At 69.1% G+C, this 25,148-nt stretch carries 33 protein-coding genes and 1 tRNA gene; 10 read left to right on the forward strand and 24 right to left on the reverse strand.

Annotation, left to right across the window (positions count from 1 at the left end; translation table 11 throughout):
- Positions 1 to 49: 49 nt before the first annotated feature.
- Positions 50 to 125: transfer RNA gene (locus BM417_RS27450), tRNA-Asn, on the reverse strand.
- A gap of 143 nt (positions 126 to 268) precedes the next feature.
- Here BM417_RS27450 and BM417_RS27455 point away from each other — a divergent pair.
- Entirely contained in the window at positions 269 to 550 is a 282-nt protein-coding gene (locus BM417_RS27455) for a hypothetical protein (RefSeq protein ID WP_093600403.1), read from the forward strand.
- A 6-nt stretch (positions 551 to 556) separates the two neighbouring features.
- On the opposite strand, the gene BM417_RS27460 is transcribed toward BM417_RS27455, so the two are convergent.
- From BM417_RS27460 to dnaG, 3 genes are read right to left on the reverse strand one after another with little or no spacing between them, the layout of a single operon-like run.
- Positions 557 to 1,297 carry a trans-aconitate 2-methyltransferase gene (locus BM417_RS27460; RefSeq protein WP_093600406.1) on the reverse strand — a complete coding sequence of 247 codons (741 nt, stop codon included), beginning with the start codon at positions 1,295 to 1,297 and terminating at the stop codon, positions 557 to 559.
- Between the two features lie 24 nt (positions 1,298 to 1,321).
- Entirely contained in the window at positions 1,322 to 1,822 is a 501-nt protein-coding gene (locus tag BM417_RS27465; RefSeq protein WP_093600409.1) for a hypothetical protein, read from the reverse strand.
- Positions 1,822 to 3,711: a DNA primase gene (gene dnaG, locus BM417_RS27470; RefSeq protein ID WP_093600412.1), complete on the reverse strand. Its 1,890-nt coding sequence runs from the start codon at positions 3,709 to 3,711 to the stop codon at positions 1,822 to 1,824. Before dnaG ends, BM417_RS27465 begins: the two co-directional genes overlap by 1 nt.
- A gap of 26 nt (positions 3,712 to 3,737) precedes the next feature.
- Here dnaG and BM417_RS27475 point away from each other — a divergent pair, with 26 nt between their 5' ends.
- Both BM417_RS27475 and BM417_RS27480 read left to right on the forward strand, forming a co-directional pair.
- Entirely contained in the window at positions 3,738 to 4,610 is an 873-nt protein-coding gene (locus BM417_RS27475; protein WP_093600415.1) for a sigma-70 family RNA polymerase sigma factor, read from the forward strand.
- Positions 4,611 to 4,721: 111 nt separating this feature from the next.
- Positions 4,722 to 5,348: a dioxygenase family protein gene (locus BM417_RS27480; RefSeq protein ID WP_093600418.1), complete on the forward strand. Its 627-nt coding sequence runs from the start codon at positions 4,722 to 4,724 to the stop codon at positions 5,346 to 5,348.
- Between the two features lie 3 nt (positions 5,349 to 5,351).
- Here BM417_RS27480 and BM417_RS27485 read toward each other — a convergent pair whose 3' ends face one another.
- Both BM417_RS27485 and BM417_RS27490 read right to left on the reverse strand, forming a co-directional pair.
- Positions 5,352 to 6,164, reverse strand: coding sequence for a class I SAM-dependent methyltransferase (locus BM417_RS27485; protein WP_245822197.1), 813 nt, complete (start codon positions 6,162 to 6,164; stop codon positions 5,352 to 5,354).
- Positions 6,165 to 6,168: 4 nt separating this feature from the next.
- The gene (locus BM417_RS27490; RefSeq protein ID WP_093600421.1) at positions 6,169 to 6,726 is read right to left on the reverse strand and encodes a carboxymuconolactone decarboxylase family protein; all 558 of its coding nucleotides are present in this window, start codon (positions 6,724 to 6,726) and stop codon (positions 6,169 to 6,171) included.
- Between the two features lie 85 nt (positions 6,727 to 6,811).
- On the opposite strand from BM417_RS27490, the gene BM417_RS47980 reads away from it, so the two are divergent.
- Positions 6,812 to 6,988, forward strand: a complete 177-nt coding sequence (locus BM417_RS47980; protein WP_157512840.1) for a hypothetical protein — start codon at positions 6,812 to 6,814, stop codon at positions 6,986 to 6,988.
- Here the strand turns inward: BM417_RS47980 and BM417_RS27495 are convergent.
- The 5 genes from BM417_RS27495 to BM417_RS27515 form a co-directional block, all read right to left on the reverse strand.
- Positions 6,985 to 7,503 carry a Scr1 family TA system antitoxin-like transcriptional regulator gene (locus BM417_RS27495; RefSeq protein ID WP_093600425.1) on the reverse strand — a complete coding sequence of 173 codons (519 nt, stop codon included), beginning with the start codon at positions 7,501 to 7,503 and terminating at the stop codon, positions 6,985 to 6,987. The genes BM417_RS47980 and BM417_RS27495 overlap by 4 nt on opposite strands.
- Positions 7,504 to 7,581: 78 nt before the next feature.
- Positions 7,582 to 8,589, reverse strand: coding sequence for a serpin family protein (locus BM417_RS27500; RefSeq protein ID WP_093600428.1), 1,008 nt, complete (start codon positions 8,587 to 8,589; stop codon positions 7,582 to 7,584).
- Complete coding sequence (locus tag BM417_RS27505; protein ID WP_093600431.1) at positions 8,586 to 9,593, reverse strand: serpin family protein; 1,008 nt, start codon at positions 9,591 to 9,593, stop codon at positions 8,586 to 8,588. The genes BM417_RS27500 and BM417_RS27505 overlap by 4 nt, the downstream gene beginning before the upstream one ends.
- A 44-nt stretch (positions 9,594 to 9,637) precedes the next feature.
- Entirely contained in the window at positions 9,638 to 10,876 is a 1,239-nt protein-coding gene (locus tag BM417_RS27510; protein WP_093600434.1) for a deoxyguanosinetriphosphate triphosphohydrolase, read from the reverse strand.
- A complete protein-coding gene (locus BM417_RS27515; protein WP_245822198.1) occupies positions 10,876 to 11,541 on the reverse strand; it encodes a YdcF family protein in 666 nt (221 codons plus the stop codon). Before BM417_RS27515 ends, BM417_RS27510 begins: the two co-directional genes overlap by 1 nt.
- 60 nt (positions 11,542 to 11,601) lie before the next feature.
- Here BM417_RS27515 and BM417_RS27520 point away from each other — a divergent pair, with 60 nt between their 5' ends.
- Both BM417_RS27520 and BM417_RS27525 read left to right on the forward strand, forming a co-directional pair.
- Positions 11,602 to 12,333, forward strand: a complete 732-nt coding sequence (locus BM417_RS27520; protein ID WP_093600440.1) for a Type 1 glutamine amidotransferase-like domain-containing protein — start codon at positions 11,602 to 11,604, stop codon at positions 12,331 to 12,333.
- A gap of 16 nt (positions 12,334 to 12,349) precedes the next feature.
- Entirely contained in the window at positions 12,350 to 13,222 is an 873-nt protein-coding gene (locus BM417_RS27525) for a serine hydrolase (RefSeq protein WP_143138818.1), read from the forward strand.
- On the opposite strand, the gene BM417_RS27530 is transcribed toward BM417_RS27525, so the two are convergent.
- The 3 genes from BM417_RS27530 to BM417_RS27540 all read right to left on the reverse strand — a co-directional run bounded on the left by BM417_RS27530 (position 13,212) and on the right by BM417_RS27540 (position 16,224).
- A complete protein-coding gene (locus tag BM417_RS27530; RefSeq protein WP_143138819.1) occupies positions 13,212 to 14,033 on the reverse strand; it encodes a hypothetical protein in 822 nt (273 codons plus the stop codon). The two genes, BM417_RS27525 and BM417_RS27530, sit on opposite strands and share 11 nt — an antisense overlap.
- Positions 14,034 to 14,101: 68 nt before the next feature.
- On the reverse strand, positions 14,102 to 14,566 hold the full coding sequence (locus BM417_RS27535; protein ID WP_218164572.1) for a hypothetical protein: 465 nt from the start codon (positions 14,564 to 14,566) through the stop codon (positions 14,102 to 14,104).
- A gap of 272 nt (positions 14,567 to 14,838) precedes the next feature.
- Positions 14,839 to 16,224 (reverse strand): glycine--tRNA ligase, encoded by a 1,386-nt coding sequence (locus tag BM417_RS27540; RefSeq protein WP_093600740.1) that lies wholly within the window; start codon positions 16,222 to 16,224, stop codon positions 14,839 to 14,841.
- Positions 16,225 to 16,317: 93 nt separating this feature from the next.
- Between BM417_RS27540 and BM417_RS27545 the strand changes: the two genes are divergently transcribed.
- Positions 16,318 to 16,995, forward strand: a complete 678-nt coding sequence (locus BM417_RS27545) for a hypothetical protein (RefSeq protein ID WP_093600452.1) — start codon at positions 16,318 to 16,320, stop codon at positions 16,993 to 16,995.
- Here the strand turns inward: BM417_RS27545 and BM417_RS27550 are convergent.
- Positions 16,982 to 17,356: an antibiotic biosynthesis monooxygenase family protein gene (locus BM417_RS27550; RefSeq protein WP_093600455.1), complete on the reverse strand. Its 375-nt coding sequence runs from the start codon at positions 17,354 to 17,356 to the stop codon at positions 16,982 to 16,984. The genes BM417_RS27545 and BM417_RS27550 overlap by 14 nt on opposite strands.
- A 17-nt stretch (positions 17,357 to 17,373) precedes the next feature.
- Between BM417_RS27550 and BM417_RS27555 the strand changes: the two genes are divergently transcribed.
- From BM417_RS27555 to BM417_RS27565, 3 genes are read left to right on the forward strand one after another with little or no spacing between them, the layout of a single operon-like run.
- On the forward strand, positions 17,374 to 17,652 hold the full coding sequence (locus BM417_RS27555) for a hypothetical protein (protein ID WP_093600458.1): 279 nt from the start codon (positions 17,374 to 17,376) through the stop codon (positions 17,650 to 17,652).
- A gap of 11 nt (positions 17,653 to 17,663) precedes the next feature.
- Positions 17,664 to 18,014, forward strand: coding sequence for an ArsR/SmtB family transcription factor (locus BM417_RS27560; RefSeq protein ID WP_089950753.1), 351 nt, complete (start codon positions 17,664 to 17,666; stop codon positions 18,012 to 18,014).
- A complete protein-coding gene (locus BM417_RS27565) occupies positions 18,011 to 18,409 on the forward strand; it encodes a Fur family transcriptional regulator (protein WP_090100492.1) in 399 nt (132 codons plus the stop codon). The genes BM417_RS27560 and BM417_RS27565 overlap by 4 nt, the downstream gene beginning before the upstream one ends.
- A 3-nt stretch (positions 18,410 to 18,412) precedes the next feature.
- Here the strand turns inward: BM417_RS27565 and BM417_RS27570 are convergent, their stop codons facing one another.
- The 9 genes from BM417_RS27570 to BM417_RS27610 are packed head-to-tail and all read right to left on the reverse strand — an operon-like array spanning position 18,413 to position 25,145.
- Positions 18,413 to 19,114 carry a TIGR03943 family putative permease subunit gene (locus tag BM417_RS27570; RefSeq protein WP_093600461.1) on the reverse strand — a complete coding sequence of 234 codons (702 nt, stop codon included), beginning with the start codon at positions 19,112 to 19,114 and terminating at the stop codon, positions 18,413 to 18,415.
- Entirely contained in the window at positions 19,111 to 20,121 is a 1,011-nt protein-coding gene (locus BM417_RS27575) for a permease (RefSeq protein WP_093600464.1), read from the reverse strand. Before BM417_RS27575 ends, BM417_RS27570 begins: the two co-directional genes overlap by 4 nt.
- Positions 20,118 to 20,549 carry a hypothetical protein gene (locus BM417_RS47985; RefSeq protein WP_177320622.1) on the reverse strand — a complete coding sequence of 144 codons (432 nt, stop codon included), beginning with the start codon at positions 20,547 to 20,549 and terminating at the stop codon, positions 20,118 to 20,120. Before BM417_RS47985 ends, BM417_RS27575 begins: the two co-directional genes overlap by 4 nt.
- 23 nt (positions 20,550 to 20,572) lie before the next feature.
- Positions 20,573 to 20,971, reverse strand: coding sequence for a YbjN domain-containing protein (locus BM417_RS27585; RefSeq protein ID WP_093600467.1), 399 nt, complete (start codon positions 20,969 to 20,971; stop codon positions 20,573 to 20,575).
- A complete protein-coding gene (locus BM417_RS27590) occupies positions 20,968 to 21,792 on the reverse strand; it encodes an isoprenyl transferase (protein WP_093600470.1) in 825 nt (274 codons plus the stop codon). The genes BM417_RS27585 and BM417_RS27590 overlap by 4 nt, the downstream gene beginning before the upstream one ends.
- A gap of 48 nt (positions 21,793 to 21,840) precedes the next feature.
- Positions 21,841 to 22,593: a DNA repair protein RecO gene (recO, locus tag BM417_RS27595; RefSeq protein ID WP_093600473.1), complete on the reverse strand. Its 753-nt coding sequence runs from the start codon at positions 22,591 to 22,593 to the stop codon at positions 21,841 to 21,843.
- Positions 22,593 to 23,489: a GTPase Era gene (gene era / locus BM417_RS27600; protein WP_093600476.1), complete on the reverse strand. Its 897-nt coding sequence runs from the start codon at positions 23,487 to 23,489 to the stop codon at positions 22,593 to 22,595. Before era ends, recO begins: the two co-directional genes overlap by 1 nt.
- 44 nt (positions 23,490 to 23,533) lie before the next feature.
- Complete coding sequence (locus BM417_RS27605) at positions 23,534 to 23,866, reverse strand: cytidine deaminase (RefSeq protein ID WP_093600479.1); 333 nt, start codon at positions 23,864 to 23,866, stop codon at positions 23,534 to 23,536.
- Positions 23,859 to 25,145: a hemolysin family protein gene (locus BM417_RS27610; protein ID WP_093600482.1), complete on the reverse strand. Its 1,287-nt coding sequence runs from the start codon at positions 25,143 to 25,145 to the stop codon at positions 23,859 to 23,861. Before BM417_RS27610 ends, BM417_RS27605 begins: the two co-directional genes overlap by 8 nt.
- Positions 25,146 to 25,148 lie beyond the last annotated feature (3 nt).

Consider the following 25,148-nt stretch of genomic DNA (forward strand, 5'->3'; position numbering starts at 1 on the left):
AGCCCGAAGAAAGCGAAAGACCCCAGTCGGTGGACTAGGGTCTAGGCGATGGCTCCCCCAACTGGACTCGAACCAGTAACCCTGCGATTAACAGTCGCATGCTCTGCCAATTGAGCTATGGGGGAATGTTCGGTTGTTCTAGCTTGTCAGGCTTGGTTCCTCCTGACAGTGGGTAACTCTACATGAGTCGCGAAAGGGGTTTTGCAGGCACCCCCCACTTGGCGGCAACATGGCCTCTGACCAGGCACGATGCGAGAGGAGACGTCACATGAAGGGCATCTTGGTCGGCGCGGCGATCGGCTACGTGCTCGGCGCGAAGGCCGGACGGGAGCGTTACGACCAGATCGTGCGCCTCTGGCACCGCTTCACTTCGAACCCGACGGTGCGCAAGACGGCGGCCCAGGCGAAGGACAAGGCGTTCGAAGCCGCAGTTCAGGCCAAGGATCTGGCCGCGGACGCCGCCGGAAAGGCAGCGGAGAAGGCTCCGTGGCGCCATCAGGAGGAGACCAACGGCAAGATCGCCACTCCCCCGATGACGCCGCGAAAGTGACAGGCCTCACACCTGCGCGACCGCGAAGATCCGCCTGAACGGGAACCAAGTGGTGCCGTCGGCTCGCTGCGGGTACGCCTCACGCAGCCGCGGCGCCAGTTCCGCGACGTACGCCTCCCAGTCCGCTGAGGACAGTGCCGCGCGCACAGGCCGCAAAGCCGTGCCAGTCACCCATTCGAGCACCGGATCCGGGCCGGAGAGGCGCTGCACGTACGTGGTCTCCCAGACGTCCGCGACAGAGCAGTCGCCGAGCAGGTCCGCGTACTCCACGGGGTCCAGAACCGGTTTCTCCGCACGGAAAACGTGCTCCAGCGACGCCCCGGCGACCTCACGGATCAGCCGGTGCGACGGGTCCGCGTAGTTGCCGGGGACCTGGAACGCGAGCCACGCGCCGGACGGCAGCGCCGCGACCCATTTAGACACGATCGAGGGATGTGACGCGACCCACTGCAGGACCGCGTTGGACACCACGACATCGGTGTCCGGCAAGGGTTCCCACGTGGTCACGTCGTCGACCTGGGCATCGACACCGGCCGCCCGCGCCGCCTCGACCATCTCCGGCGACGAGTCGAACGCCTCGACCACGGCCGAGGGCCACCGCGAGGACAGCGACACGGTCAGGTTGCCGGGCCCGCAGCCCACGTCGACCACGCGCCGAGGCTCCGAAGCCCGCACACGCGCCACAAGTTCGTAGAACGGCCTCGCACGGTGATCGGCGAAGGCCAGATACTGCGCCGGATCCCACATACGGCTAACAGTACACGCGTACTGCTAGCGCGCCAGCCCCTCGGAGAACACCGCCACGGCCGAGCGCACCTCGGCGAGATCCACGCCGGCATCGCCGCGCGCCTGCCACACGACGCCGTCGCGGCCCGGAACCTTGCGCTGCAGGATCCACACACCGGGCGACTCGACGCGCTCCCGCACGCGGATCGAGCCCTCGACGCGCTGGCTGATCGCGCGCAGCACGCGACGCGGGTCGTCGAGCGCGAACCGTTGCGCGGGAAGGTCTTCCAGCAGCACGACAGCGCCCTCGGTGGACGTCTCGACGGCCTCGACCACCCGCAGCGAGCCCTCCCACTTCACCTTGCTGACCAGGTGCCAGCCGATCCGCCGCGGCGGCTCCCCCGGCACCCACAGCCCGAGCGACGTCACCACGATGTGGCCGCCGGTCTGCACGGGCGCGTGCGCGATCACCGTCTCGTCGCGCTCCAGCTCACCGGTGAACCCGTCCGGCGCGCCGTCGCCGAACACCCGTCGGAACAACCCCACTACAGCACTCCCGCGCTCTGCTGGAGCAGCGCCTTGCGGTACTCCTCCAGCGCCACCAGGTCACCCCACAGCGCCCGGTACTCGTCGGCGTCCTTGATCGGGGACAGCCGCCGCAGGCGCGACTTCACGTCCTCGACCTGCTTGCCGACCTGCACCTCCTGCAGCCGCGCGATCACCATCGACACGTAGCGGAACTCGTCGTTCTGCTTGACGGCCAACGGTTCCACCGCGAGTTCGGTCAGCACCGACCGCACCGACGCGTGCGAGCACTCCTGCGAGATCGCCTCCAGGTACGCCGAGCCCGCGAGCCCGCAGGCCGCGCCGCCCGCCGCCCGGATCGCCCGGTGCAGCGCCACGTAGGCGGGGTCGGTGAAGGCCTCGTCCGGCAGCGAGTCGTACAAGGGCCCGGCGTACTCGGGCAGCCGCAGCGCGACCTTGAGCACCTCGCGTTCGGGCACCAGCCTCGGGTCGCGCGGGTTCGGCCGGGACGGGCCGTCGACCTCCACGCCCAGCGCGATCTGGTTCGGGTCGACGCGCGCGGCGGTGGCGACCTGCGTCTTGCCGCCGGAGACCTGGCGCACCCGGCGCACGACCATCGCCTCGTCGTCCCAGCCCACCCACCAGGCGAGCCTCGTCGCGTACCCGTCGCGCTTGGCGCGGTCCTTGATCTGCGCGACGAACGGCACCATCTTCTTCAGCGCCTCGACGCGGCCGTCCACCGAGTCGAGGTCGTACGCCCGCAGCTGGGCCTTGATCGCGAACTCGATCAACGGCGTGCGCCGCGCCACCAGGTCGCGCACCGCCACGTCGCCCTTGGCCTGCCGCAGCTCGCACGGGTCCATGCCGTCCGGTGCGACCGCGATGTAGGTCTGCGCGGAGAACTGCTGCTCCCCCTCGAACGCCTTCAGCGCGGCCTTCTGGCCCGCCTCGTCGCCGTCGAAGGTGAAGATGACCTCGCCGTTCACGTCGTCGTCGATCAGCAGCCTGCGCAGCACGTTCATGTGGTCCGTGCCGAACGCCGTGCCGCAGGAGGCGACCGCGGTCGGCACGCCGGCCAGGTGCATCGCCATCACGTCGGTGTAGCCCTCGACGATGACCGCCTGCTTGCGCTTGGCGATCTCGCGCTTGGCCTGGTCGAGCCCGAACAGCACCTGCGACTTCTTGTAGATCATCGACTCGCTGGTGTTGAGGTACTTCGCCTGGATCGGGTCGTCGTCGAAGATCCGCCGCGCGCCGAACCCGACGACGTCGCCGCTGATCTCCTTGATGGGCCACAGCAGCCGCCGGTGGAACCGGTCGATCGGCCCCTGCTTGCCCTCCTTGACGAGCTGCGACTTGATCAGCTCCTGGAGGTCGAACCCACGCCCCAGCAGGTGTTTGGTGAGCTTGTCCCAGCCGCCGGGCGCGAAGCCGCAGCCGAACTGGCGGGCGGCGGCCTCGTCGAACCCGCGCTCGGCCAGGAACTCCCGCGCCTGCTGCGCCTCGGGCGTCGCGAGCTGCTCCGCGTAGTACTCGGCGGCCACCTTGTGCGCCTCGATGAGCCTGCCGCGCGTGCCCCGGTCGCGCTGGATCGTCGCGCCGCCGCCCTCGTAGCTCAGGTGGATGCCCGCCCGGTCCGCGAGCCGCTCGACGGCCTCCACGAACGACAGGTGCTCGACCTTCATCACGAAGGCGATCACGTCGCCGCCCTCACCGCAGCCGAAGCAGTGGAACGTGCCGTGCGACGGGCGCACGTTGAACGACGGCGTCTTCTCGTCGTGGAAGGGGCACAACCCCTTGAGCGCGCCCCCGCCCGCTCGTTTCAGCGAAACCTGGTCACCGACGACCTCGTCGATCCGGCTGCGCTCACGCACCAATGCGATGTCGCTTTCCCTGATGCGTCCTGCCACATCACTGAGTCTAATGCCCTGGCAAACTGCCAACCGTGACCACCGCTGACGTCTTCGGACTCCACCGGACGCACCTCATCGGCGTCGCCTACCGGCTGACCGGCAGCCTCGCGGACGCCGAGGACGCCGTGCAGGAGGCGTGGCCCCGGTTCGCGAAGGCCGAGGGCGTGAAGGACGCCCGTGGCTGGCTCACGACCGTGGTGAGCCGCATCTGCCTCGACAGGTTGCGCTCCGCCGCGGTGCGCCGCGAGACGTACGTCGGCTCGTGGCTGCCGGAGCCGCTGCTCACGACCGGCGAGGAGGACGACCCGCTGGCGAGCGTGGTGCGCTCCGACGGCGTGCGGATGGCTGCGCTGGTGCTGCTCGACCGGCTCACGCCGGACCAGCGCGTGGCGTTCGTGCTGCACGACGCGTTCTCGTTGCCGTTCACCGAGATCGCCGAGGTGCTTCAGGTCTCGGAGGCCTCCGCGCGCCAGCACGCGTCCCGGGCCCGCAAGGCCGTCGCGGACGCCGAACCACCGCCCCGCGCGGCGCTGGCCGAGCAGCAGGAGGTGCTGGAGAAGTTCCTGCGGGCCATGGCGAACGGGGACCTCGACGCCGTGCTCGCACTGCTGCACCCGGACGCGGTGATGATCGGCGACGGCGGCGGCAAGGTGCGCACCGCGGTCCAGACGGTCACCGGCGCGGACAAGGTGGCGCGCTTCTTCTTCGGCCTCATCCGCAAGTACGGCTTCCCGGAGGAGCACCGGCCGGTGTTCGTCAACGGCGAACTCGGGTTCGCCATGCCGGCGTACGGCGAGGTGACGGCGCGCGTGACGTCGTTCACGGTGCACGAGGGCAAGGTCGTGGCCGTCTACGACATCGCGAACCCGGACAAGCTCGCCCACGTCGCGTTCTGACGGGTTTTGGTCTGGACCGTAACTGGAGCCGGGATCGTTTCGTCGCTAACGTCCTGTCCGCTGGTCCAGCCCAAGCCCCCTGCCGCGGGTTGCAACCACCGGAGTTCGAACATGCCCGAACACGACATCCCCTCACGCCGGGCGTTCCTGGCGACCGGTGCGGCCGCAGTGGTCGCACTGACCGCCGCCGGCACCACCACGGCGCGCAGCGCGCCTCTTCCCCTGACCCCGACCTGCGTCGATGACGACGACACCCCGTCGAACATCGAGGGTCCCTACTTCAAGCGGAACTCCCCGCAGCGCACGAACCTGCGCACGCCCGGAGTCACCGGGATCGTGCTCCGCGTCACCGGGTTCGTCTACACGATGAAGTGCGCGCCGATTCCCAACGCACTGCTCGACTTCTGGCAGGCCGACGACCGCGGTGTGTACGACAACACCACGTTCAAGATGCGCGGCCACCAGTTCAGCAACGCCTCCGGCGCGTACGTGCTGGAGACGATCGTGCCGAAGGACTATCCCGGCCGCACCCCGCACATCCACGTCAAGGTGCAGGCACGGGGCGGCCCGATCCTCACCACGCAGCTGTTCTTCCCGGACAACCTCAGGGCGTACGGGATGAACGTGGCCTACCTGAACCGGCGCGACGCCTACCTCGACCGCGAGTGCGAGGTCGAGCTCGGTCCGCTCGTCGGCAACCGCTACACCGCCAAGTTCGACTTCGTCATCGACAACTGAGCCCTACCACCGCAGTCGCAGCAGCTTCCCGACGTCGCGGAGCTTCGGGATCGCGCTGACGACCTTCATCTGGATCCTGCCGGACCTGGGCAACGCGTCCAGGTGCGGCAGGTCCACGCTGCGCCAGGCGTCCACAGTGGTCAGTCCGGGACGCAGCGCCTCGATCTCGCGCGGATCGTCGACACCCCAGTGCAAGGTCGCGCCGGCGTTGCGCACGGCCGGCACGAGCTTCTGGAGCTTGATGCCCCACGAGCCGTAGACGTCGAACAGCAGCTCACCGCTGGTGAACCGGCTGGTGATCCTGCTGATCAACGCGTGGCCCTCCGCCTGCGTGAGGTACATCGAGAGGCCCTCGAACACCGCGACGACAGGCCGGTCGGCGGGCACCTCGGCGAGCCACGCCTCCTCGGTGACCGACGACGCCACCAGCCGGTAGTCACCTTGAGGCGCAGGCAAGAGCTTGTGCCGCAACGCGACGACGTCCGGCATGTCGACGTCGATCCACCGCACGGTGTCCGGCCGTTCGATCCGATGCGCGCGAGTGTCCAGCCCACAGGCCAGATGCAGCACCGTGCAGGACGGATTGGCACGGAGGAACTCGCGGGTCCAGTCGTCGAGCACCCGTCCCCGGATGGCGACGCCGACCGCGGTGATCGTGGTCATTCCGGTCTTGCCGAAGTCGTAGTCGATTCGGTCGACGGCGCGCTTGGCCTCGTCGTCGTGCAGCACGGACGCGGGGCGCTCGCTGTCGAGCGCCCGGCCGTACAGCGTGGCGAGCATGGTCTCTTGCGCACCTGTCAGGGCGATCTTCTCCACGGCTCTAGTTTGTCGGTACGCGGCAGGCGTCACCACTGGTGAAGCCCTGATCCTTGATGTCGAACGCGCTGTTGAACCGCGCCCGCTGGTTCTCCAGCGCGACCTGGTAGGTCAACGCGATGAGTTCCTTGCGTCCCAGCAACTTCTCCAGCTCGGCGACCTGCTCGTCGGTGACGGCGACGGGCGTGTCCGTCATCGCGTCGGCGTAGGCGAGCGCCTTGCGTTCGAGGTCGGTGAACAGCGGTGAGGTGGCGTACTCGTCGATGTGCTTGAGGCGTTCGATGTCGAGGCCTCCGTGCTTCATGAGCATGGCGCCGAAGTCGACGCACCACGAGCAGCCGAGCTTCACCGCCGTCCGGTAGACGCAGAGCTCGAACAACGGCCCGTGGATCGTCTTCTTGATCGCCAACTCGTGCCGGCCGCTCGCCATCAGCAGTTTCGGGTGGTGCGCCATCACCGTGAGGGGCTCCGGCACCGCCCCGAACTCGCGCCGCGCGAACCAGTACGCGACCTTGAGCAGCGGGCCCGCGTCGTTCTTCGTGATTCCCTTGATCCTCGTCATACCCTCTGGACGAGACGGCTCGCCGGAACGTGACAACACCTTTGGGTGACTGGGTCGCGAGGCGGTCTACTCATAGGGTCCATCCATGAGCAACGACTTCGTGCTGGACATCGACCACGAGTCGGCCGGCCTGCTCGCGGGAACATTGCTGGCAGGCGACTCGTGTGCGGTTCCGGTGCGGCACCAGAACGTCAAACTGCTGCTGTGCGCGCTGCCCGGTGAGGACGGCATGCGGCTGTTCCTGCGCCGCAACACGCCCTAACGGTCGTACACGGCCACATACTCCATCAGCACGTCACGCGACCGCTCGTTGTCGAGCGCAACAGCGTGCATGCGCTGAAAGATGGCCACGGCCCGTTCCACGGTCGCGGCGTCACTGGCGAGCGTCCAGTTCGCGAGGTAGACCAGCGGCGGCTCGTGCTCGTACTGGATGAGCGCGTAGTCGAGCCCGACCGCCGCCGCCCCGCCCGCGCTGGCCGGCACGATCCGGATCGACGGCGCGTGGAACAGCAGGTGCAGGACCTGGTCCTCCATCAACCGGTTGCCGCCGACCACGGTTTGCAGCGCGTACTCGTGGATGAAGAACACGCACTGCGGCAACACGCCGTCGCGCTGGAGCTCCGGCGTCGGCGCGAGGCCCAGCGCCCCGGCCAGCGCCTTCGCGTAGCACTCGGTTCTGAGCAGGACGGGAATGGTGACGCCGCTGAAGCAGGTGATCCGCGTGGCGCCCGCCGCGGCGAGCACGACGAGCTGCTCGCCGGCACCGTGCTGGGTCATGCGTGGAACGGTAAGGCCATGATCATGATCTTGCCGCGCGAAACGCTCGCCCATCAGGGCGAATGGTCCCGAAAGTGGTTACGGACGGGCGACCTGCGCGAGGAAGTAGATCGCTTTCGAGCGGGCGTGCCTCACCGCGACCAGGAACGGCCGGTCGACCTGCACGGCGATCGGGTCCACCGGCTTTCTCGGTGACGCGCCCCGGCTCTTCACCACGGCGGTCGCGGCCGCACCCTCCAGGCCCTTTTCGTCGAGGCGCAGCACGGCCTCGTGGATCACGGCACTCACGAACAGCGGGTCAGGCGAGAGTCCGCCGAGGTCGGCGTCCGGCGAGAACATCGTGCCCACGCCGAGCTGCTCCAACGTCTCCCGCAACTCGAACTTCTCCCGAACATCCACTTTGGGCAGTGACAGCGCGATGGCGGTGCTGTCGCGCACCTCGAACGCGGCGGCGTGCAGCGGCTGCTCCAACGACTCGTCCGGCAGCAGCACCAGCGCCTCCACTCCCGAACGGGCGGGCAACGCGATCGTCTGCCAGCCCTCGGTCCTGGAGTAGCCGAGGAGGGCCGTCACCTTCATCGTCGGCACCTCGACGTCGCCGCCGGGCGCGTGGAACAGCCTCGGCTTCGTCTTGCCGGCGCTGAACGCGGTCTTCCACCCGACCTTGAGGTACAGGGCGTTGACGATGATCGCCCCGGCGTACGGACTGGTCGGGGGCGGCAGCAGCTCCGGGATCAGGTTGCGGGTCGACTCGGCGACGTCGGCGTTCACCCTCTTGCGCACGGTCTTGGCGTCGGCGAAGTGCGCCTGCCGCACCGAGGACGCCAGCGAGAAACCGGGGTTCAGCGGCAGGGTGTCGTCGGCCCACAACGTGTTCGCGACCGCCAGGTCCTCGACGTCGAGCGCGTCCTCGGGGACGAAGCCGGCGATCAACTGGTCGAGCTCGTCCCGGGTCTTGCCGCGGGCGGCCTCGCGGACCAGTGCGAGCGCACTGGCGACGGAGAACGGCGACCAGCAGGCGTTGGCATCGGGATCGGGCACGGCGACGCGGTGGAGGTCCAGCGCGAAGGTGGTCTGATCGGTCATGGACGGGCGACCTGCGCGAGGAAGTAGAGCGCACCGGACCGCGCGTGCCGCACCGCGACCAGGAACGGCCGGTCGACCGTCACCACGATCGGGTCCACCGGGATCTCGATCGACACCGTCCGGAACGTGACGGCGGTGGCCGCCGCGCCTTCGAGGCCCTGCTCGTCCAGGCGCAGCACGGCCTCGTGCACGACGTCGTCGACGAACATCCGCTCGTCCGGTGAGAGGCCGGAGAAGTCGGCGTCGCGCGCGAACATGCGCTCGACCCCGAGCTGCCGCAACGTGTTCTTGAGGTTGAACCTCGCCCGTACGTCCACTTTGGGCAGTGAGAGTTCGAGCCGGGTGAAGTTCTGCGCGGCGAGCACGGACGGGGTCAGCGGCTGTTCCAGCGACTCGTCCGGCAGCAGGATCACCGTCTCGACGCCCGAGTCCGCGGGCAGCACGATCGTCTGCCAGCCGTCGTGGCGGGCGTAGCGGAACTTCTCCGTCACCTTCATCGTCGGCACGTCCACGTCGCCGCCGGGCGCGTGGAACGGCTGCGCGGCGGTCTCCCAGTCGGAGAACGGGTTCAGCCAGCCGACCTTGAGGTACAGGGCGTTCACGATGATCGCGGCGGCGTCCGCGGGCGGCGCGTCCGTCAGCAGTTCGGGGATCAGGCCGCGAGTGGTCTCGGCGACGTCGGTGTTGACGAGCTTGCGGACCGTCGCGGGGTCGGAGAACGCCGTGCGCCGGACCGAACCGGCGAGCGAGAAGCCCGGGTCGATCGTCAGGTCGTCGTCGGCCCACAACGTGTTCGCGACGGCCAGTTCGGGGACGTCGAGCGCGTCCGAGGCGTCGAAGTCCCGCAAGAGGCCGTCGAGCTCGGCGCGGGTCTCGCCGCGGGCGGCTTCGCGGGCCAGTGCGAGGGCGCTGGCCACCGAGAACGGCGACCAGCACGCGTTCGAGGACGGATCAGGTACGGCGACGCGGTGCAGGGTGAGGGCGAAGTCGGCCTGGTCGGTCACAGGTTCTCCCCAAGGATCGGACTTCGGCACGGATCCCTTCGAACCTACGCCGATGCGCGGTGCCAGGCCACGGCCTGCGCGTCGGTGAGCAGCGCGACCTGGTCGACGACGACGCGAAGCCTTGCGGCGTAAGAGGAAGCGGCCGCGAACACCGGGCGGAACGCGGGGTCGAGCAGCGTCGGGCGCTCCATCAGTCGGGCGACGAGGTCGGTGATCAGGTCGCGTTGCTTCGCCTGCATGGCCAGCCGGGCCGGGTCGCTCATCACGTACCGGACCGCCATCGCCTTGAGCAGCGCCACTTCGGCCGCGACCTGCTTCGGGACCTCCAGCGCCGCGTTGTACCTCGTCAGCGTCCCGTCACCGTGCACGGCGCGGGTCGCGGTGACGGCGGCGGAAGCGAAGCGGCCGACCAGTTCGCTGGTCAGGTTCTTCAGCGCCACCTGCGCGCCGAGCGAGCCGTCGTACTCGCGGTCGGTCCAGTACGCGATCACCGGCAACGTCAGCAGTTCCTCGGCGGTGGCTTCGAGCGTGGCCACGGACTCGTCGGAGAACGTCTTCGCGGCGAGCGACGCGATGGCGCCGCGTTCGTCGGGACGGGCGAGCGCGCCGAGGCTGATGCGGTGAGCCAGCACGCCGTCCTCGACGTCGTGCACCGAGTACGCCACGTCGTCGGACCAGTCCATCACCTGGGCCTCGATGCACCGCTCACGGTCCGGTGCGCCCGCACGCATCCACTCGAACACTTCGAGGTCGTCGTCGTACACGCCGAACTTCACGATGCCCGGTGTGCGCGTCCACGGGTACTTCGTCGACGCGTCGAGCACCGCGCGAGTGAGGTTCAGTCCGTGCGCGGTCTTGGGTTCGAGGCGAGCGAGGATGCGGAACGTCTGCGCGTTGCCCTCGAAGCCGCCGCACGGGCCCGCGAGCTCGTTCAACGCCCTCTCGCCGTTGTGCCCGAACGGCGGATGCCCGATGTCGTGCGCGAGGCCGGCCGTGTCGACGATGTCGGGGTCGCAGCCCAGTTCCTCACCGATGCCGCGGCCGATCTGGGCGACCTCCAGCGAGTGCGTCAGGCGCGTGCGCGGCACACCGGTGACCTCGGAGCCCTCACCGGGGCCGACGACCTGGGTCTTGCCGGCGAGCCTGCGCAACGCCGCGGAGTGCAGCACGCGGGCCCGATCGCGGGAGAACGGCGTGCGCGTGTCGGTGCGGGCACCCGGCAGCGCGGCACTCTTGGGGTCTTCGGAGAGCAGGCGCTCCGCGTCGTGGCCGGTGTATCCCATCAGCCGATTTTAGGGAGCTTGAGCTCGTCGAACACGCCCGCGTGAGCCTTCATCAGGCGGTAGTACAGCAACGCTCCGGTCTCACGCTTGATGTAGAACCACTGCGTCTCGCGCGTCTGCACGTTCGGGCCACTGCGGGTCGGCGACGTCCAGGCGCGCAGACCGGCGTCCTCGGCCATCGTGCGGGCGCGCAACGAGTGCCACGGGTCGCTGACGATCACCGCGGTCTTCAGGTCGCGTTCCTTGGCGACGGACGCGACGGCCCGCAACGACCCGAGCGTGTCCGCGCCCTCGCCGACCTGGAGCACCCTGTCCTCCGGCACACCCCGCTTGACCAGCCACAACTTGCCGACCTGGCCCTCGGTGAAGTTGTCGCCGGGCTGCCGGCCGCCGGTCGTGGCGATGTAGCCGACGACGCCCTCCTGGTAGAGGCCGAGCGCGTGCTCCAGCCGTGCCGCGAGGACGTCGGACGGGACACCGTTGTACTGCGCGGCGCCGAGGACGATGGCCATGTCGGCCTTCGTCCAGTCGTCCACGCGGGCGACCTGCCACACGCGGAACGCCGTGCCGCCGCCCACGAGCACGCCGATGACCAGCGCCCCGAACACGAGGCGCAACACGATCCGGCGAATCCGGGCGAAGGGCTTGAGGGGCGTGGTCCGCACACCATGCATGCTCCCAGACCGCGCGGGTGCCGCGTTGACGCCCCTGCGAGGATCATCGTCATGCCTGCTGAGCAGCCCACCATCCTCGCCACGTCCGGAGGTCTGCGCTCCGGGCGCCGGACCTTCGTCGAGTTCAACAAGCTGATCCACTTCGCCCTGGACCTCTCCGGCGTCGATGGCCGCACACCGCGCCTGTGCCACGTCGGGACGGCAGGCGGCGACCAGCGGCACATGAACGCGAACATGGCCGAGGCGGGCAAGGTCGCGGGCGTCGACGTCTCGATCCTGAACCTCTTCACGATGCCGCCGACCGACGACCTCGAGGACTACGTGCTGTCCCACGACGTCGTCTGGGTGGGCGGCGGTTCGGTGGCGAACCTGCTCGCGGTGTGGGAGGTGCACGGCCTCGGCGCTGTCTTCCGCAAGGCGTGGGAGTCCGGCGTGGTGCTCAGCGGAGTGTCGGCCGGCTCGATCTGCTGGCACACGGGCGGCGCGACGGACTCGTTCGGCCCGGACCTCCGGATCGTCACGAACGGCCTGGGTTTCCTGCCCTACGGCAACGGCGTGCACTACGACTCCGAGGAGCAGCGCCGTCCGAAGATCCACGACGCCGTGGCCGCCGGAGTGCTGCCGACGACGTACTGCACCGACGACGGCGTCGGCCTGCTCTACCGCGGCACCGAGCTCGTCGAGGCGGTGACGGAACGCCAGGGTTCTGGCGCATACGTGGTGGTCAGGGAGGATTCTTCAGCAACCGCACAGGAGGAAAAGCTCGACACCAGACTCCTGTGAGACGGACCGTGGATGTGTGCGCTGGGCCCTGATCCTCTTCCTCGTGGCGGCCGTGTTCGTCGTCCCGGAGGCGGCGCCGTGCCACGCGCACGGGAAGCCTTCCGCTGATATATCGCGCGGTCCCGATGTATTGGATACGGGTGACGGTTCGTTGGACCCCGGCGACGCCGATATATCGGATACCGGCACGACGTCGGCGATATCCGATATATCAGCCGCTGACATATCGGATATCGCGGCCGCGGGCGGCGCGTCCGACGTCGGCGTCGCGGTGCTCGACCTCCAGACCGATCAGGTCGTCTCCGAGCAGGGCGACAAGCCGTTCTACTCGGCGTCGCTGTCGAAGCTCATCCTCGCGTTCGACGCGTTGCACCAGCAGCTGTCCGCCGACGACGTCGACCTCATCGACCGTGCGCTGAGCGCGAGCGACGACAACGCGATGGACGTGCTGTGGACGAGGTTCGACGGCATGGACGCCATCGGCCGCGTCGCCGCCGAGGCGGGCCTGACCGGCACTCACGCCCCGGACGACCCGTCACAGTGGGGAGAGGTCGTCATCACCGCGAACGACATGGTGAGGCTCTACCACCACATCCTCGATTCGCCGGAGCGCGACGCGATCGTCGGCGCGCTGTCGAAGGCGCCCGCCACCGCCGCCGACGGCTTCGACCAGGCGTTCGGCCTGCTCGGCATCACCGGCGTCTACGCCAAGCAGGGCTGGATGTACTACCTGCCCAGCGACGTCTACCTGCACAGCGCGGGCGTGCTCGACGACCGCTACGCCGTCGCCGTGCTCACCACCAGCCCGACCGGCTCCTGGACCACGGCCAGGCAGTCGATCAACGCCGTCACCACGGCCGTCCTCGCGAAGCTGGGCGTCAAGGGCTAACCTCACGGCGCCGCGACGGCCGGTCCCACACCGCGCTGAACTCGCGCACCACGAGGATCGCGACCACGAGGAGCACTGTCGCCGCGAAGACCAAGCCGCTGAACAACATCCCGGCGCCACCACCGATGGAGGCGACCTTGGCGGCGGCCCATCCGACGGCGGCGGGGATGACCATGCAAGCGACGATGTTCCGTCGCCGTACCGTGTAGACGTTCTTCTCCCGTGCCAGCGACAAGCCGAGCACCACCGGAGTGAGCGTCACCAGGAGGCCGTACACCTCCAGCAGCAGCAACCTCGACGGCGCCGTGAACGCCAGCGCCACCACGGACACCGACAACGCGGCTCCCGCGACGACGAGCACGGTGCCGAGCACCCTGATCCGGTGCGCCGACTCGTAGTCGGCGGACACCGGGACGAGCGGCCCGAACTCGCCCACAACGATCTTGTGGACGACGAAGCTGCTCCGCAGGACGAGCACCAGCGCGGCCACCACCGGCACCAGGAGCACCAGCGCGGCCACCAGCGCGAAGTCGCCCGGCCTGCCCACGGGCTCGACGCTGGACGCGAACCAGTAGAACGGGAAGAAGATCACCGCTGCGGCGCCCTCCAACACCACGAACACGTGCCGCAGCCTGGCTGCCGATGCCGCGTCGGTGATCCGGGTCGCCACCACACCACCCGCCACCGCGCACAGGCACACCAGCCCGCCACTCACCGCCGCGGCCACGAGCACCTGCGGGTTCCCGGCCTCGGTCAGCGCCGAGAACGCCGCCACCCAGGCGACGAACGCCACCCCCACCGCGGCCTGCACGAGGCCGCGCCTCCTGATCTGCTCCCCCGTCACACCTCTTACACGCCAGACCGCCCGGGAGTGTTGCCTCAGCCGGCCCGCAACACCCTGTGCGCGGTGAAGAACGCGACACCGCCCAGGACGATGAGCAGGCCCAGCAACGCGAGGTACACCGCTGCCCCGGCCGTGAAGGGAACCGGTCGAGTCTTCACGTTCAGCGCCATCACCTCGGCGAACCAGGCGACCAGCACGCAGAAGATCGCACCGCCCCACCACACCCCGAGAAGGCGGCGGACCAGTCGTGCGCCGTTCACGTCGACGTACTCGCCCTGGGCGCAGGAACGGGCAGTGGCGAGACTCAAGCCGGACAACACCGCGCAGAACGCCCCGATGCCGGCCGTCATCACGCCGATCACGTTGATCGGGCTGCGGGAGGACGGCAGGTTCAGTCCGATCACGACCAGCGCGATCCCGAACACCAGCGCCATGCCGATGAGGGGCAGGCCCGTCAAAGCCAGCCGCGTCCTGATCCGCTCGACGCGCGGTGCGGACACCCACACCCACGCCGGTGCCGGCCCCCGGCCGATGATCATCATTTGCTGGCCGCGGTGAGCACGGTTCCGTCCACCGCACCTTGGTCGGTGCTGTCGCACCAACGCGCGATGAGCCGGCCAGCACGCACTCGCCCGTAGAGCTCGGCGGGCGGCGGTGTGGCGCGCCGCCCTGCCGCGTACTCCCAGTCGTCGACCACCACTCACCCCCTGCACGCTGTGACGAAGCGACTTCACAGCGTAGCAGCGTGGTGCGGCCGAACGGAGCAGTCGAACTAGCAGCCGATCAGGCGTGCCGCGAGGTACGACTCCAGCTGGTCCATCGCCACGCGCTCCTGCGACATCGTGTCGCGCTCCCGCACCGTCACGGCGAGGTCGGTGAGCGTGTCGAAGTCGACCGTCACGCAGAACGGCGTGCCGATCTCGTCCTGACGGCGGTAGCGGCGGCCGATGGCACCGGCGTCGTCGAAGTCGACGTTCCAGTTGCGGCGCAGGGCCGTCGCGAGGTCGCGGGCCTTGGGCGACAGGTCGGCGTTGCGCGACAAGGGAAGCACCGCGACCTTGACCGGCGCGAGGCGGCGGTCGAGCTTGAGCACGACGCGCTTGTCCACGCCGCCCTTGGCGTTCGGGGCCTCGTCCTCGGTGTAGGCCTCCAGCAGGAACGCCATCATCGGGCGGCCGACACCGGCGGCGGGTTCGATGACGAACGGCTTGAAGCGCGAGTTCGTGGCCTGGTCGAAGTACGACAGGTCGACGCCGGAGTGGTTCGAGTGCGTCGTCAGGTCGAAGTCGGTGCGGTTCGCGATGCCCTCGAGCTCACCCCACTCCTGGCCGCCGAACTGGAAGCGGTACTCGACGTCGACCGTCCGCTTCGAGTAGTGCGACAGCTTTTCCTTCGGGTGCTCGTAGTGACGCAGGTTCTCCTTGGAGATGCCCAGGTCCGTGTACCAGCGGGTGCGCTCGTCGATCCAGTACTGGTGCCACTCTTCGTCCGTGCCCGGCTCGACGAAGAACTCCATCTCCATCTGCTCGAACTCGCGGGTGCGGAAGATGAAGTTGCCCGGCGTGATCTCGTTGCGGAACGACTTGCCGATCTGACCGATGCCGAACGGCGGCTTCTTGCGCGACGTCGTCTGCACGTTCAGGAAGTTCGTGAAGATGCCCTGCGCGGTCTCCGGGCGCAGGTAGTGCAGGCCTTCCTCGGTCTCGATCGGGCCGAGGTGCGTCTTGAGCAGGCCGTTGAACATCTTCGGCTCGGTGTAGGTGCCGCGCACGCCGCAGTTGGGGCACGGCACGTCGGAGACGTCGCCCTCGGCGACCTCCTTGCCGGTGCGCTCCGCGTACTCCTCGGACAGCGTGTCCGCGCGGAACCGCTTGTGGCACGACTCGCACTCGACGAGCGGGTCGACGAACGCCTCGACGTGACCGGAGGCGACCCACACGTCACGCGGCAGGATGACCGACGAGTCCAGGCCGACGACGTCCTCGCGGCCGCGGACCATGAAGTTCCACCACTGGCGCTTGATGTTGTCCTTGAGCTCGACGCCGAGAGGTCCGTAGTCCCATGCCGAGCGGGTACCGCCGTAGATCTCCCCGCACGGGTAGACGAACCCCCTGCGCTTGCAGAGGCTGACAACGGTCTCGATGCGATCGGCGGGCAAGGGGAACTCCATCGGGCGAATGAGAATCGGGGCCTCAAGCCTAGCCCGTCACGTCAGGCCCCGAACGGGCGACCGGAGCCTTACCCTGCACGGATGGAAGACCGGCTGCGAGAGCTGTGGGACTTCGCCGACCTGGGCGGCACCGAGGCGAGGTTCCGCGCGGCGCTGAACGACGAGGCGACCGACGACGGGCGCGCGGAGGTGCTGACCCAGCTCGCCCGCGTCGAGGGCCTGCGCGACAACTTCGCCGCAGGTCACGCGTTGATCGACGAGGCGGAGACGCTCGTGTCCCCCGACTCGACGGGCCGCGTGCGCACGTTGCTGGAACGCGGCAGGCTGCACCGTTCCGGCGGTGATCCGGAGGCGGCGCAACCGTTGTTCGTGGCGGCGTTCGTCCTCGCGAAGAAGCGCGACGACCTGTGGTTCGCCGCGGACGCCGCGCACATGGTGGCCCTGGTCGACGACCCGGAGAAGTGGACGCAGGTCGGGCTCGACGTGATCTCGGAGCACCCGAACCTGACGCACTGGCTCGGGCCGCTGTACAACAACCTCGGCTGGTACTACTTCGAGCACGAACGCTACGAGGACGCGCTGACGGCGTTCGACCAGACGCCCGCGCCCTACGCCGCGTACGGCAAGGCCAAGACGCTGCACATCCTCGGCCGCACCGAAGAAGCCGCGCAGGCGGCGCGCCGGGCGTTGGAGCTGCTGCCGGACGGTTCCGACGAGGAGTTCCTCGCGGAGATGACGAAGATCGCTAGCGAGGGGTAGCCGGACCCGCGGCCTCGCCGAGCCGCACCGTGAACGCGTCCTCGGCGAGCACGCTCGTGTGCGTCTCGACCTCACCGCCGGCACTGGTCAGCGTCGGCTCGTACATGGCGGGTTCGTCGGTGAGCGCCTCGGACAGCAGCGGGATGACGTGTTCGCGCACGGGGAACGGCGACATCGCGCGCCGGTAGGCCACCACGGACTCGAACTCGACCGTCAGCACCCAGCGGTCGTCCTCGTCGGTCGAGCGCGCCAGCGTGCCCTTGCGGCACCCCGGCTGAGCCGTCAGCAGCTTCAACGCCTGCTCGACGCGCGAGGTGAACGACTCGGGATCGGATACGCGAAAGCGGCACACGAGGAGCACGGTGCAAGGATGGCACGGTGACCTCCAAGCGCCCTCTCCTGCCCGGCGACGGCCCACTCGCGCGCGTCCGCCCCGTCGTGGCGTTCGTGCTCGTGCTCGGTCTGTTCATCACCGGCGTGTTGGTGGGCGGCACCCTCGGCGCGGTGCTGCTCGGTGTGCTGATCGTGGGCGCCGGCGTGCTGCTGGCAGCCACCTGGAAGGTTCTTTCCCCAGCTCAGCGCACATTGCGCGTGGTGGTCCTGCTCGTACTGCTCATCATCACCGTAGAATTGGTTGTGAAAATCCCTACCAGGTGAGGTGCGCCGCCATGACCGTCCAGTTGCACGGCGAGCACTCCCCCGAACGCGCGGCCCCCGCGCCCGCGCCACCCCGTTCCGCGCACACCCTCGCCGAGGCCGGCGACCTGCTGCGCGCGCTGGCCGCCCCGGTCCGCATCGCCATCGTGCTGCAGCTGCGGGAACACGACCGCTGCGTGCACGAACTGGTCGAGGCGCTGGGAGTCGCCCAGCCGCTGATCAGCCAGCACCTGCGCGTGCTGAAGTCGGCGGGCGTGGTGCACGGCGAAAGACACGGCCGCGAGGTCGTGTACCGACTGGTGGACGAACACCTGGCGCACATCGTGGTGGACGCTGTGACGCACGTCGAGGAGAAGTTGTGACCGGACTGAGGTCCACCAAGCAGCGCACCGCGGTGTCGAACCTGCTCGACCAGCTCGACGACTTCCGCAGCGCCCAGGAACTGCACGAGGAACTACGCCGCCGCGGCGAGGGCATCGGCCTGACGACGGTCTACCGCACACTCCAGTCCCTCGCGGACGCGGGCCAGGTCGACGTCCTGCGCACCGACTCGGGCGAGGCGATCTATCGCCGTTGCTCGGCGCACCACCACCATCACCTCGTGTGCCGCCACTGCGGCCGCACGGTCGAGGTGGAGGGCCCCGCCGTCGAGAAGTGGGCGGACCGGGTGGCGGCCGAGAACGGCTTCTCCGAGGTCAGCCACACCGTCGAGATCTTCGGCACGTGCGCGGAGTGCACGGCCAAGGGCCTCAAGTAGGGCCTAGGACTCGTAGGGCTCGACCGGCTCGGGCACCGGCGTGAAGGACTCCACGGTGAAGCTCGGCACCCAGGAGTTCTTCTCGTTCGCCGACTTCGGCACGACCTTCCCGGTCACCTCGACCCACTGCTCGTCGGGCAGCGCGGGCACGTCCCCGGTCACCCGCACCTTCAACGGCCGGGCGTCGGCGGCGCAGCACGAGATCGCGAGCCGTGCGACGTAGGTGTCGCCGTCCGCGCGCAGCAGGAAGCCGGTCAGCTTGACCCGGCGGCCGTCCAGGGTGCCGGACTCGTCCCACGCCGTGCGCGTGACGAACTCCGTCATGGACAACGGGATCACGTCGGCGGACGGCAGCTCGCCGAGCAGGTTGCGGGAGCGCTGCGTCTGGTTCGTGTCGGCGGCCGAGTTGACGACGTCGCCGCCCAGTGCCGGGGGCGAGATCAGGAACACGGCCAGGACCGGCAGCAGCATCAGCCACGTCGAGCGCGACGAGTGCGAGTGCTCGTGACCGTCGTCGGCGGCCTTGCCCCGGCGGACGTCCCGGATGATCGCGAACAGCGCGAGGCCGATCATGATCACGCCGGCCGCGATCAGCAGCGGCAGCAGGCTCTTCTGCACGTACCTGAGATAGAGCCCGGAGAAGCTGATCTTCAGCAGCGCGCCGCCGAGCAGGACCAGCAGGATGTTCTGGGTTTCCCGCCTCACAGCAGCACCACTCCCGTCGCGACGGCGCACAAGATCGCCACCACGAAGGTAGCGGGTGCGAAGCGGAAGGCGAAGGACTTGCCGAACGCACCGGCCTGCAACGCGATCAGCTTCACGTCGACCGCGGGGCCGACGACGAGGAACACCAGCCGCGGCAACAGCGGCAGCGCGGAGAACGCGACGGCCACGAACGCGTCGGCCTCCGAGCACAGCGCCAGGATGACGGCCAGGAAGGCCATCACGATCACGCCCAGCACGATCTGACCGCCCAGCGTCTGCATCCACGCGACCGGCACGAACGTCTTGAACGCCGCCGCGAACAGCCCGCCCAGCACCAGGAACCCGCCGGCGTCCACGAGGTCGTGCCGCGCGCTCTCGGCGAAGACGGCCCACTTGTTCTGACCCGAGTGGTCTCCCAGCTTCGCCAGCGCGCGTTCGGCGATCCACTCCATCTTGCCGAAGCGCACCCACAGCCAGCCCATGACCATCGCGGTCAGCAACGAGCCGACGAACCGCGCCACGACCATCATCGGGGTGTCGTTGAACGCCACGGCGGTCGACACCAGCACGATCGGGTTCACCGCGGGCGCGGCCAGCAGGAACGTCAGCGCCACAGCCGGTGCGACGCCCTGCTGCATGAGCCGCTTGGCCACCGGCACCGAGGCGCACTCGCACCCCGGCAGGGCGATGCCCGCGACACCGGCCACGGGCACGGCCAGCGCGGTCTTCGACGGCAGCAGCTTGCGCAGCGCCGAGGCCGGTACGAACGCCGCGATGGCGCCCGAGATCAGCACGCCCAGCACGAGGAACGGCATCGCCTGCACGCAGATCGCCACGAACACGGTCGACGCCGTGCGCAGCTTCGGCACGTCGAGAAGATCAACGAGCCTGGACTGGAAGAGCAGTGCGAGAACGAGGATCCCGCACAGCACCTCCAACGACGTGATCTTCAGCCGAGGCGGGCCGGAGCGCCGCTTCGACGAGCGGATCTCGCCGGTGATCGTCATTCCGCGTCCGCGTCCAGGTCCAGCAGGCGGCGGTACTGGCGCGCCATGCCCTCGCGGATCTCCTCGGGCGAGGGCGGCTCGTCGAACTCCGCCTCCTCCTCTTCGAGATCGTCGTCGTCGAAGTCGACGGGAGTGCCGTTGACGGTCTCCTCCTCGTCGGCCTCTTCTTCGAGAGCGGCCTCGCGGAGCTCCTCGATCGTGGCTGAGACGTCGTCGGCCGACAGCGCGGGCAGCATCGGCTTCACGATGGCCAGCACGCCGCCCTCGGCGTCGTCGAGCGCCACTGCCTCGGCCAGCGCGACGGCGTGGTCACGCTCGTACGGGCCGCAGATGAACGAGTCCCAGTCGTCGCCGCCCGAGGGCTCGAACGTGACGGTCCACGGGAACTCGTTGACGTCCGAGTCCTCTTCCGGCTCGTAAATGATCACGCCACCCATGGAAGGGTCCTTTCTCAAGAAAAGCGGGAGAGGAGCTCGCCGCGCACCTGCGACGCGGTCGAGACGACCAACATGAGGAGCGTGCTCAGCGGTTCCGGCTTGAGGCCGTCCGCCGGGAACGCGTAGCGCAGCATCACGTCCGTGCCGCGTTCGGAGTGGATCACGCCGAGCGTGCCGAACAGGCCTTGACCAGCGCGTTCAGCGACCCACCCGGCCGCCTCGGACGGCAGGTCCCACGCGACGACGACCGTCAGCGAGAGAACGGTCAGCCCTTCGGCCAGTTCCATGCCCTGCACCGCGCACGGCACGTCGCCGTGGCGGAAGCTCAGCGCGCCGTCGTCGTCCACGGAGACGTCGTGGAACAGCTCCAACGCCTTGCGTGCGGCCTCCAGGGCCTCACCGCTCGCGTTCACGACGACGCCACCTCCTCACCGGGCTTGTCGACGGCACCGCCGAAGCGACGGTCGCGGTCCGCGAACTTCTCGCAGGCGCGCCACAGGTCGCGGCGGTCGAAATCGGGCCAGAGGATGTCCTGGTAGACCATCTCGGCGTACGCGGACTGCCACAGCAGGAAGTTCGAGGTGCGCTGCTCACCGGACGGCCTGATGAACAGGTCGACGTCCGGCATCTCCGGCTTGTACAGGTACTTCGCGAGGGTGCGCTCGTCGACCTTGTCCGGGTTGATCTTCCCGGCGGCGACCAGGCGCGCGACCTCCCTGGCGGCGTCGCCGATCTCCGCGCGGCCGCCGTAGTTCACGCACATCACGAGGTTCAGCACGTCGTTCTCGGCCGTGCGGACCTCGGCCTCCTGGAGCTGCTTGATGACGCTGCCCCACAGGCGCGGCGAGCGGCCGGCCCAGTGGATGCGGACACCCATCTCGTCCAGCTCGTCGGTGCGGCGCGCGATCACGTCGCGGTTGAAGTTCATCAGGAAGCGGACCTCTTCGGGGCTGCGCTTCCAGTTCTCGGTGGAGAAGGCGTACAGCGAAAGCCACTTCACGCCCAGCTCGATGGAGCCCTTCGCGACGTCGAGCACGACCTGCTCACCGCGCTTGTGGCCCTCCACCCGCGACAGTCCGCGCTGGTTCGCCCAACGACCGTTGCCGTCCATCACGATCGCGATGTGCTTGGGCACCAGATCGGCCGGGATGTCCGGAGGCGTCGCACCGGACTCGTGCGGCTCCGGCGGGCGCGGAACGCGCTTCTCACGCTCAGAGCGGCGGCGACGCAACATGGGGCTCGGCATCCTTTCGAGCGAAAACCGTTGTCGGTAGCAGCCACATTAGCCGTCCGCCGGCTGCGCCTTTCGCTCGACCAGAGGCAACGACCGCAGCTGCCGTTCGAGGTGCCACTGAAGGTGCGCCGCGACCAGGCCACTCGCGTCGCGGCGGGCCAGGTGCGGGATCTCGTCGACCACGGCCCACTGGCCGTGCAGCAGCGCCGAGAGCAACGCCAGCGTGTCCTGGGAGGGCGACGAGGAGCCGGCCGGACGGCAGGTCGGGCAGCACGAGCCACCGGCCTGGATGCTGAACGCACGGTGCGGACCGGGATTGCCGCACTTCGCGCACTCGTTCACCGCGGGCGCCCATCCCGCGAACGCCATCGCACGCATGAGGAACGCGTCCAGCAGCAGCGACGGGTCACGCTCACCGTTCGACAACGCGCGCAAAGCCCCGGCCACGAGCATGTAGAGCCGCAAGACCGGTTCGCCCTCTTCGGCCGTGAGGCGATCAGCGGTCTCGAGAATCGCGCACGCGGCCGTGTAGCGCTGGTAGTCGGTGACGATGCCGACGCCGAACGCGTCCAGCGTCTGCACCTGCGTGATGATGTCGAGCGACCGGCCGGGGTGGAACTGCACGTCGACGTGGCAGAACGGCTCCAGCCGCGCGCCGAACTTCGACGACGTGCGCCGCACGCCCTTGGCCACGGCGCGGAGCTTGCCGTGCTTCTGGGTCAGGAAGGTGATGATCCGGTCCGCTTCACCGAGCTTCTGCACGCGCAGCACGACGCCGGTGTCGCGGTACAGGTTCGCCATCAGAAGCCCAGACGGCGCAACTGCTTCGGGTCCCGCTGCCAGTCCTTGGCGATCTTGATGTGCAGGTCCAGGTACACGCGGGAGCCGAGCAACGCCTCGATCTGCTTGCGGGCGGCCATGCCGACCTGCTTGAGCCGCTCGCCCCGGTGCCCCAGGATGATCGCCTTCTGCGACGGCCGCTCCACGAACACGAACGCGTGAATGTCGATCAGGTCCTTGCGCCCCTCGCGCACCTGCATCTCCTCGACCACCACGGCGATGGAGTGCGGCAGCTCGTCGCGCACGCCCTCCAGCGCGGCCTCGCGGATGAGCTCGGCGACCAGCGTCTGCTCGGGCTCGTCGGTGAGATCGCCGTCCGGGAAGAGCTGCGGGCCCTCGGGCAGCTTCTTCAGCAGCAGGTCGCTCAGCTTGTCGACCTGGAAGCCGTCGACGGCGGACACCGGGATGATCTCGGCGAACTCCATGACCTTCTGCAGCGCGAGCAGCTGTTCCATCACCTGCTGCTGCGACACCAGGTCGGTCTTGGTGACGATGCCGACCACGGGCGTGCGCTTGGCGACCTTCTCCAGTTCGGCGGCGATGAACTTGTCACCGGGGCCGACCTTCTGGTCCGCGGGCACGCAGAAGCCGACGACGTCGACCTCCGACCACGTCTCGCGCACCAGGTCGTTGAGCCGCTGGCCCAGCAACGTCCGCGGCCGGTGCAGACCGGGCGTGTCGACCAGCACGAGCTGGCCGTCCTCGCGGTGCACGATGCCGCGGATCGTGTGGCGGGTGGTCTGCGGCTTGCTGGACGTGATGGCGACCTTCGTGCCCACCAGCGCGTTCGTCAGCGTCGACTTCCCTGCGTTCGGGCGGCCGACGAAGCACGCGAACCCGGAGCGGTAACCATCCATTGCCCCATTGTCCCTCTTGCTGGTTATGGCCGTTCGCGGGGCGTCTAGAACTGCTTGCGCAGTTCACCGGAGGTGTTCGCCAAAAGCACCGGGCCGGTCGGCGTGAGGTCGCGCACGGCCGCCAGCGACTCCCCGTCCACCCGGTTCGCCTCGGAGACCACGGCCGCCGCCTCCAGGCCCTCGGCGCCACTCGACACGGCGGCGGCGACGGCCGCCTGCAGCGCGGTGAGCTTCAGGGAGGGCAACGAGACCGTGGACGCGTTGTACGTGCGGCCGTCCAGGTCCCGCACGGCCGCGCCCTCCTCGGCGCCGTTGCGCGCACGGACGGACCGCGCGAGCGTGATGAGCTTGGCGTTCTCCGGATCGACGTCAGTCATCCTCGTTCTCCTTCTGCGCGGGGCGTACGAGCACCGTCGTGACCCGGATGCGGCCGCGTTCGTCCTTGCCGCCCTCCGCCCGCATGCGCAGGCCGGCGATCTCCGCCTCGGTACCGGGCAGCGGCACGCGCCCGAGCCGTTGCGCGAGCAGGCCGCCGACGGTCTCGACCTCGTGGTCGTCGAGCTCGGTGCCGAACAACGCGTCCAGGTCGTCCACCGGCAGGCGCGCGCTCACTCGCACCGCGCCGTCCTCCAGGTGCTCGACGGGCGGGCGGTCGTCGGTGTCGGACTCGTCGGTGATCTCGCCGACGATCTCCTCGAGGATGTCCTCGATGGTCAGCAGACCGGCGGTGCCGCCGTACTCGTCCACGACGATCGCCATGTGCCGGCGCGACACCTGCATCTCGCGCAGCAGGTCCGCGATGGGCTTCGAGTCCGGGATGAAGCTCATCGGGCGCATCAGCTCGGAGACGCTCTTCGGGTCCTCGCCCTCGGCGAGCGTGGCCCGCATCAGGTCCTTGAGGTTCACCACGCCGAGCACGTCGTCCACGCTCTCCCCGATCACGGGGACGCGGGTGTAGCCGGTGCGCAACGACAGCGCGAGCGTCTGCCGCAGCGACTTGGACTGCTCGATCCACACGATCTCGGTGCGCGGCACCATGATCTCGCGCGTGATCGTGTCGCCCAGCTCGAACACCGAGTGGATCATCTCGCGCTCGCCCTCGTCCACGACGCCGCGTTCCTGCGCCATGTCGACCAGCTCGCGCAGCTCGACCTCGGAGCTGAACGGACCCTCGCGGAAACCCTTACCGGGCGTGATGGCGTTACCGATGAGGATCAGCAACTTGGACAGCGGCCCGAGCACGCGCCCGAGCTGCCGGACGGTGCCCGCGGCGAGCAGGCTCACGCCGTACGGGTGCTGACGGCCGATGGTGCGCGGTCCGACACCGACGAGCACGTACGACACGATGAGCATGCTCAGGCAGGCGTACAGGACAGCGAGCCCGTCCTGTTCCACGAAGTCGAGGAACACCGTCGTGGTCAGCACGGCGGCCGACATCTCGCAGGCCAGGCGCAGCAGCAACAACAGGTTGACGTGCCGCGGCCGGTCGTTGAGGACGTGCAGCAACTGCCCGGTGCCCCAGCGACCCTGCCGTTGCAGAGCCTCCACCCGTGCACGCGACACGGTGCCGAGAGCGGCATCCACACACGCGAACAAACCGGCGGCGAGCACGAGCAGAACGGCCAGCACGATCACACTGGCAGGGTTCGCGGTCATCGC

The organism is Lentzea waywayandensis, from assembly GCF_900115955.1.
GTDB classification, from domain to species: Bacteria; Actinomycetota; Actinomycetes; order Mycobacteriales; family Pseudonocardiaceae; genus Lentzea; species Lentzea waywayandensis.

Excerpts from the sequence above, each read along its gene's own strand:
- BM417_RS27455 (WP_093600403.1), top strand. The coding sequence starts at position 269 with ATGAAGGGCATCTTGGTCGGCGCGGCGATCGGCTACGTGCTCGGCGCG.
- BM417_RS27460 (WP_093600406.1), bottom strand. The coding sequence starts at position 1,297 with ATGTGGGATCCGGCGCAGTATCTGGCCTTCGCCGATCACCGTGCGAGG.
- BM417_RS27480 (WP_093600418.1), top strand. The coding sequence starts at position 4,722 with ATGCCCGAACACGACATCCCCTCACGCCGGGCGTTCCTGGCGACCGGT.
- BM417_RS27490 (WP_093600421.1), bottom strand. The coding sequence starts at position 6,726 with ATGACGAGGATCAAGGGAATCACGAAGAACGACGCGGGCCCGCTGCTC.
- BM417_RS47980 (WP_157512840.1), top strand. The coding sequence starts at position 6,812 with ATGAGCAACGACTTCGTGCTGGACATCGACCACGAGTCGGCCGGCCTG.
- BM417_RS27495 (WP_093600425.1), bottom strand. The coding sequence starts at position 7,503 with ATGACCCAGCACGGTGCCGGCGAGCAGCTCGTCGTGCTCGCCGCGGCG.
- BM417_RS27500 (WP_093600428.1), bottom strand. The coding sequence starts at position 8,589 with ATGACCGATCAGACCACCTTCGCGCTGGACCTCCACCGCGTCGCCGTG.
- BM417_RS27510 (WP_093600434.1), bottom strand. The coding sequence starts at position 10,876 with ATGGGATACACCGGCCACGACGCGGAGCGCCTGCTCTCCGAAGACCCC.
- BM417_RS27520 (WP_093600440.1), top strand. The coding sequence starts at position 11,602 with ATGCCTGCTGAGCAGCCCACCATCCTCGCCACGTCCGGAGGTCTGCGC.
- BM417_RS27545 (WP_093600452.1), top strand. The coding sequence starts at position 16,318 with ATGGAAGACCGGCTGCGAGAGCTGTGGGACTTCGCCGACCTGGGCGGC.
- BM417_RS27560 (WP_089950753.1), top strand. The coding sequence starts at position 17,664 with ATGACCGTCCAGTTGCACGGCGAGCACTCCCCCGAACGCGCGGCCCCC.
- BM417_RS27575 (WP_093600464.1), bottom strand. The coding sequence starts at position 20,121 with ATGACGATCACCGGCGAGATCCGCTCGTCGAAGCGGCGCTCCGGCCCG.
- BM417_RS27590 (WP_093600470.1), bottom strand. The coding sequence starts at position 21,792 with ATGTTGCGTCGCCGCCGCTCTGAGCGTGAGAAGCGCGTTCCGCGCCCG.
- recO (WP_093600473.1), bottom strand. The coding sequence starts at position 22,593 with ATGGCGAACCTGTACCGCGACACCGGCGTCGTGCTGCGCGTGCAGAAG.
- era (WP_093600476.1), bottom strand. The coding sequence starts at position 23,489 with ATGGATGGTTACCGCTCCGGGTTCGCGTGCTTCGTCGGCCGCCCGAAC.
- BM417_RS27605 (WP_093600479.1), bottom strand. The coding sequence starts at position 23,866 with ATGACTGACGTCGATCCGGAGAACGCCAAGCTCATCACGCTCGCGCGG.
- BM417_RS27610 (WP_093600482.1), bottom strand. The coding sequence starts at position 25,145 with ATGACCGCGAACCCTGCCAGTGTGATCGTGCTGGCCGTTCTGCTCGTG.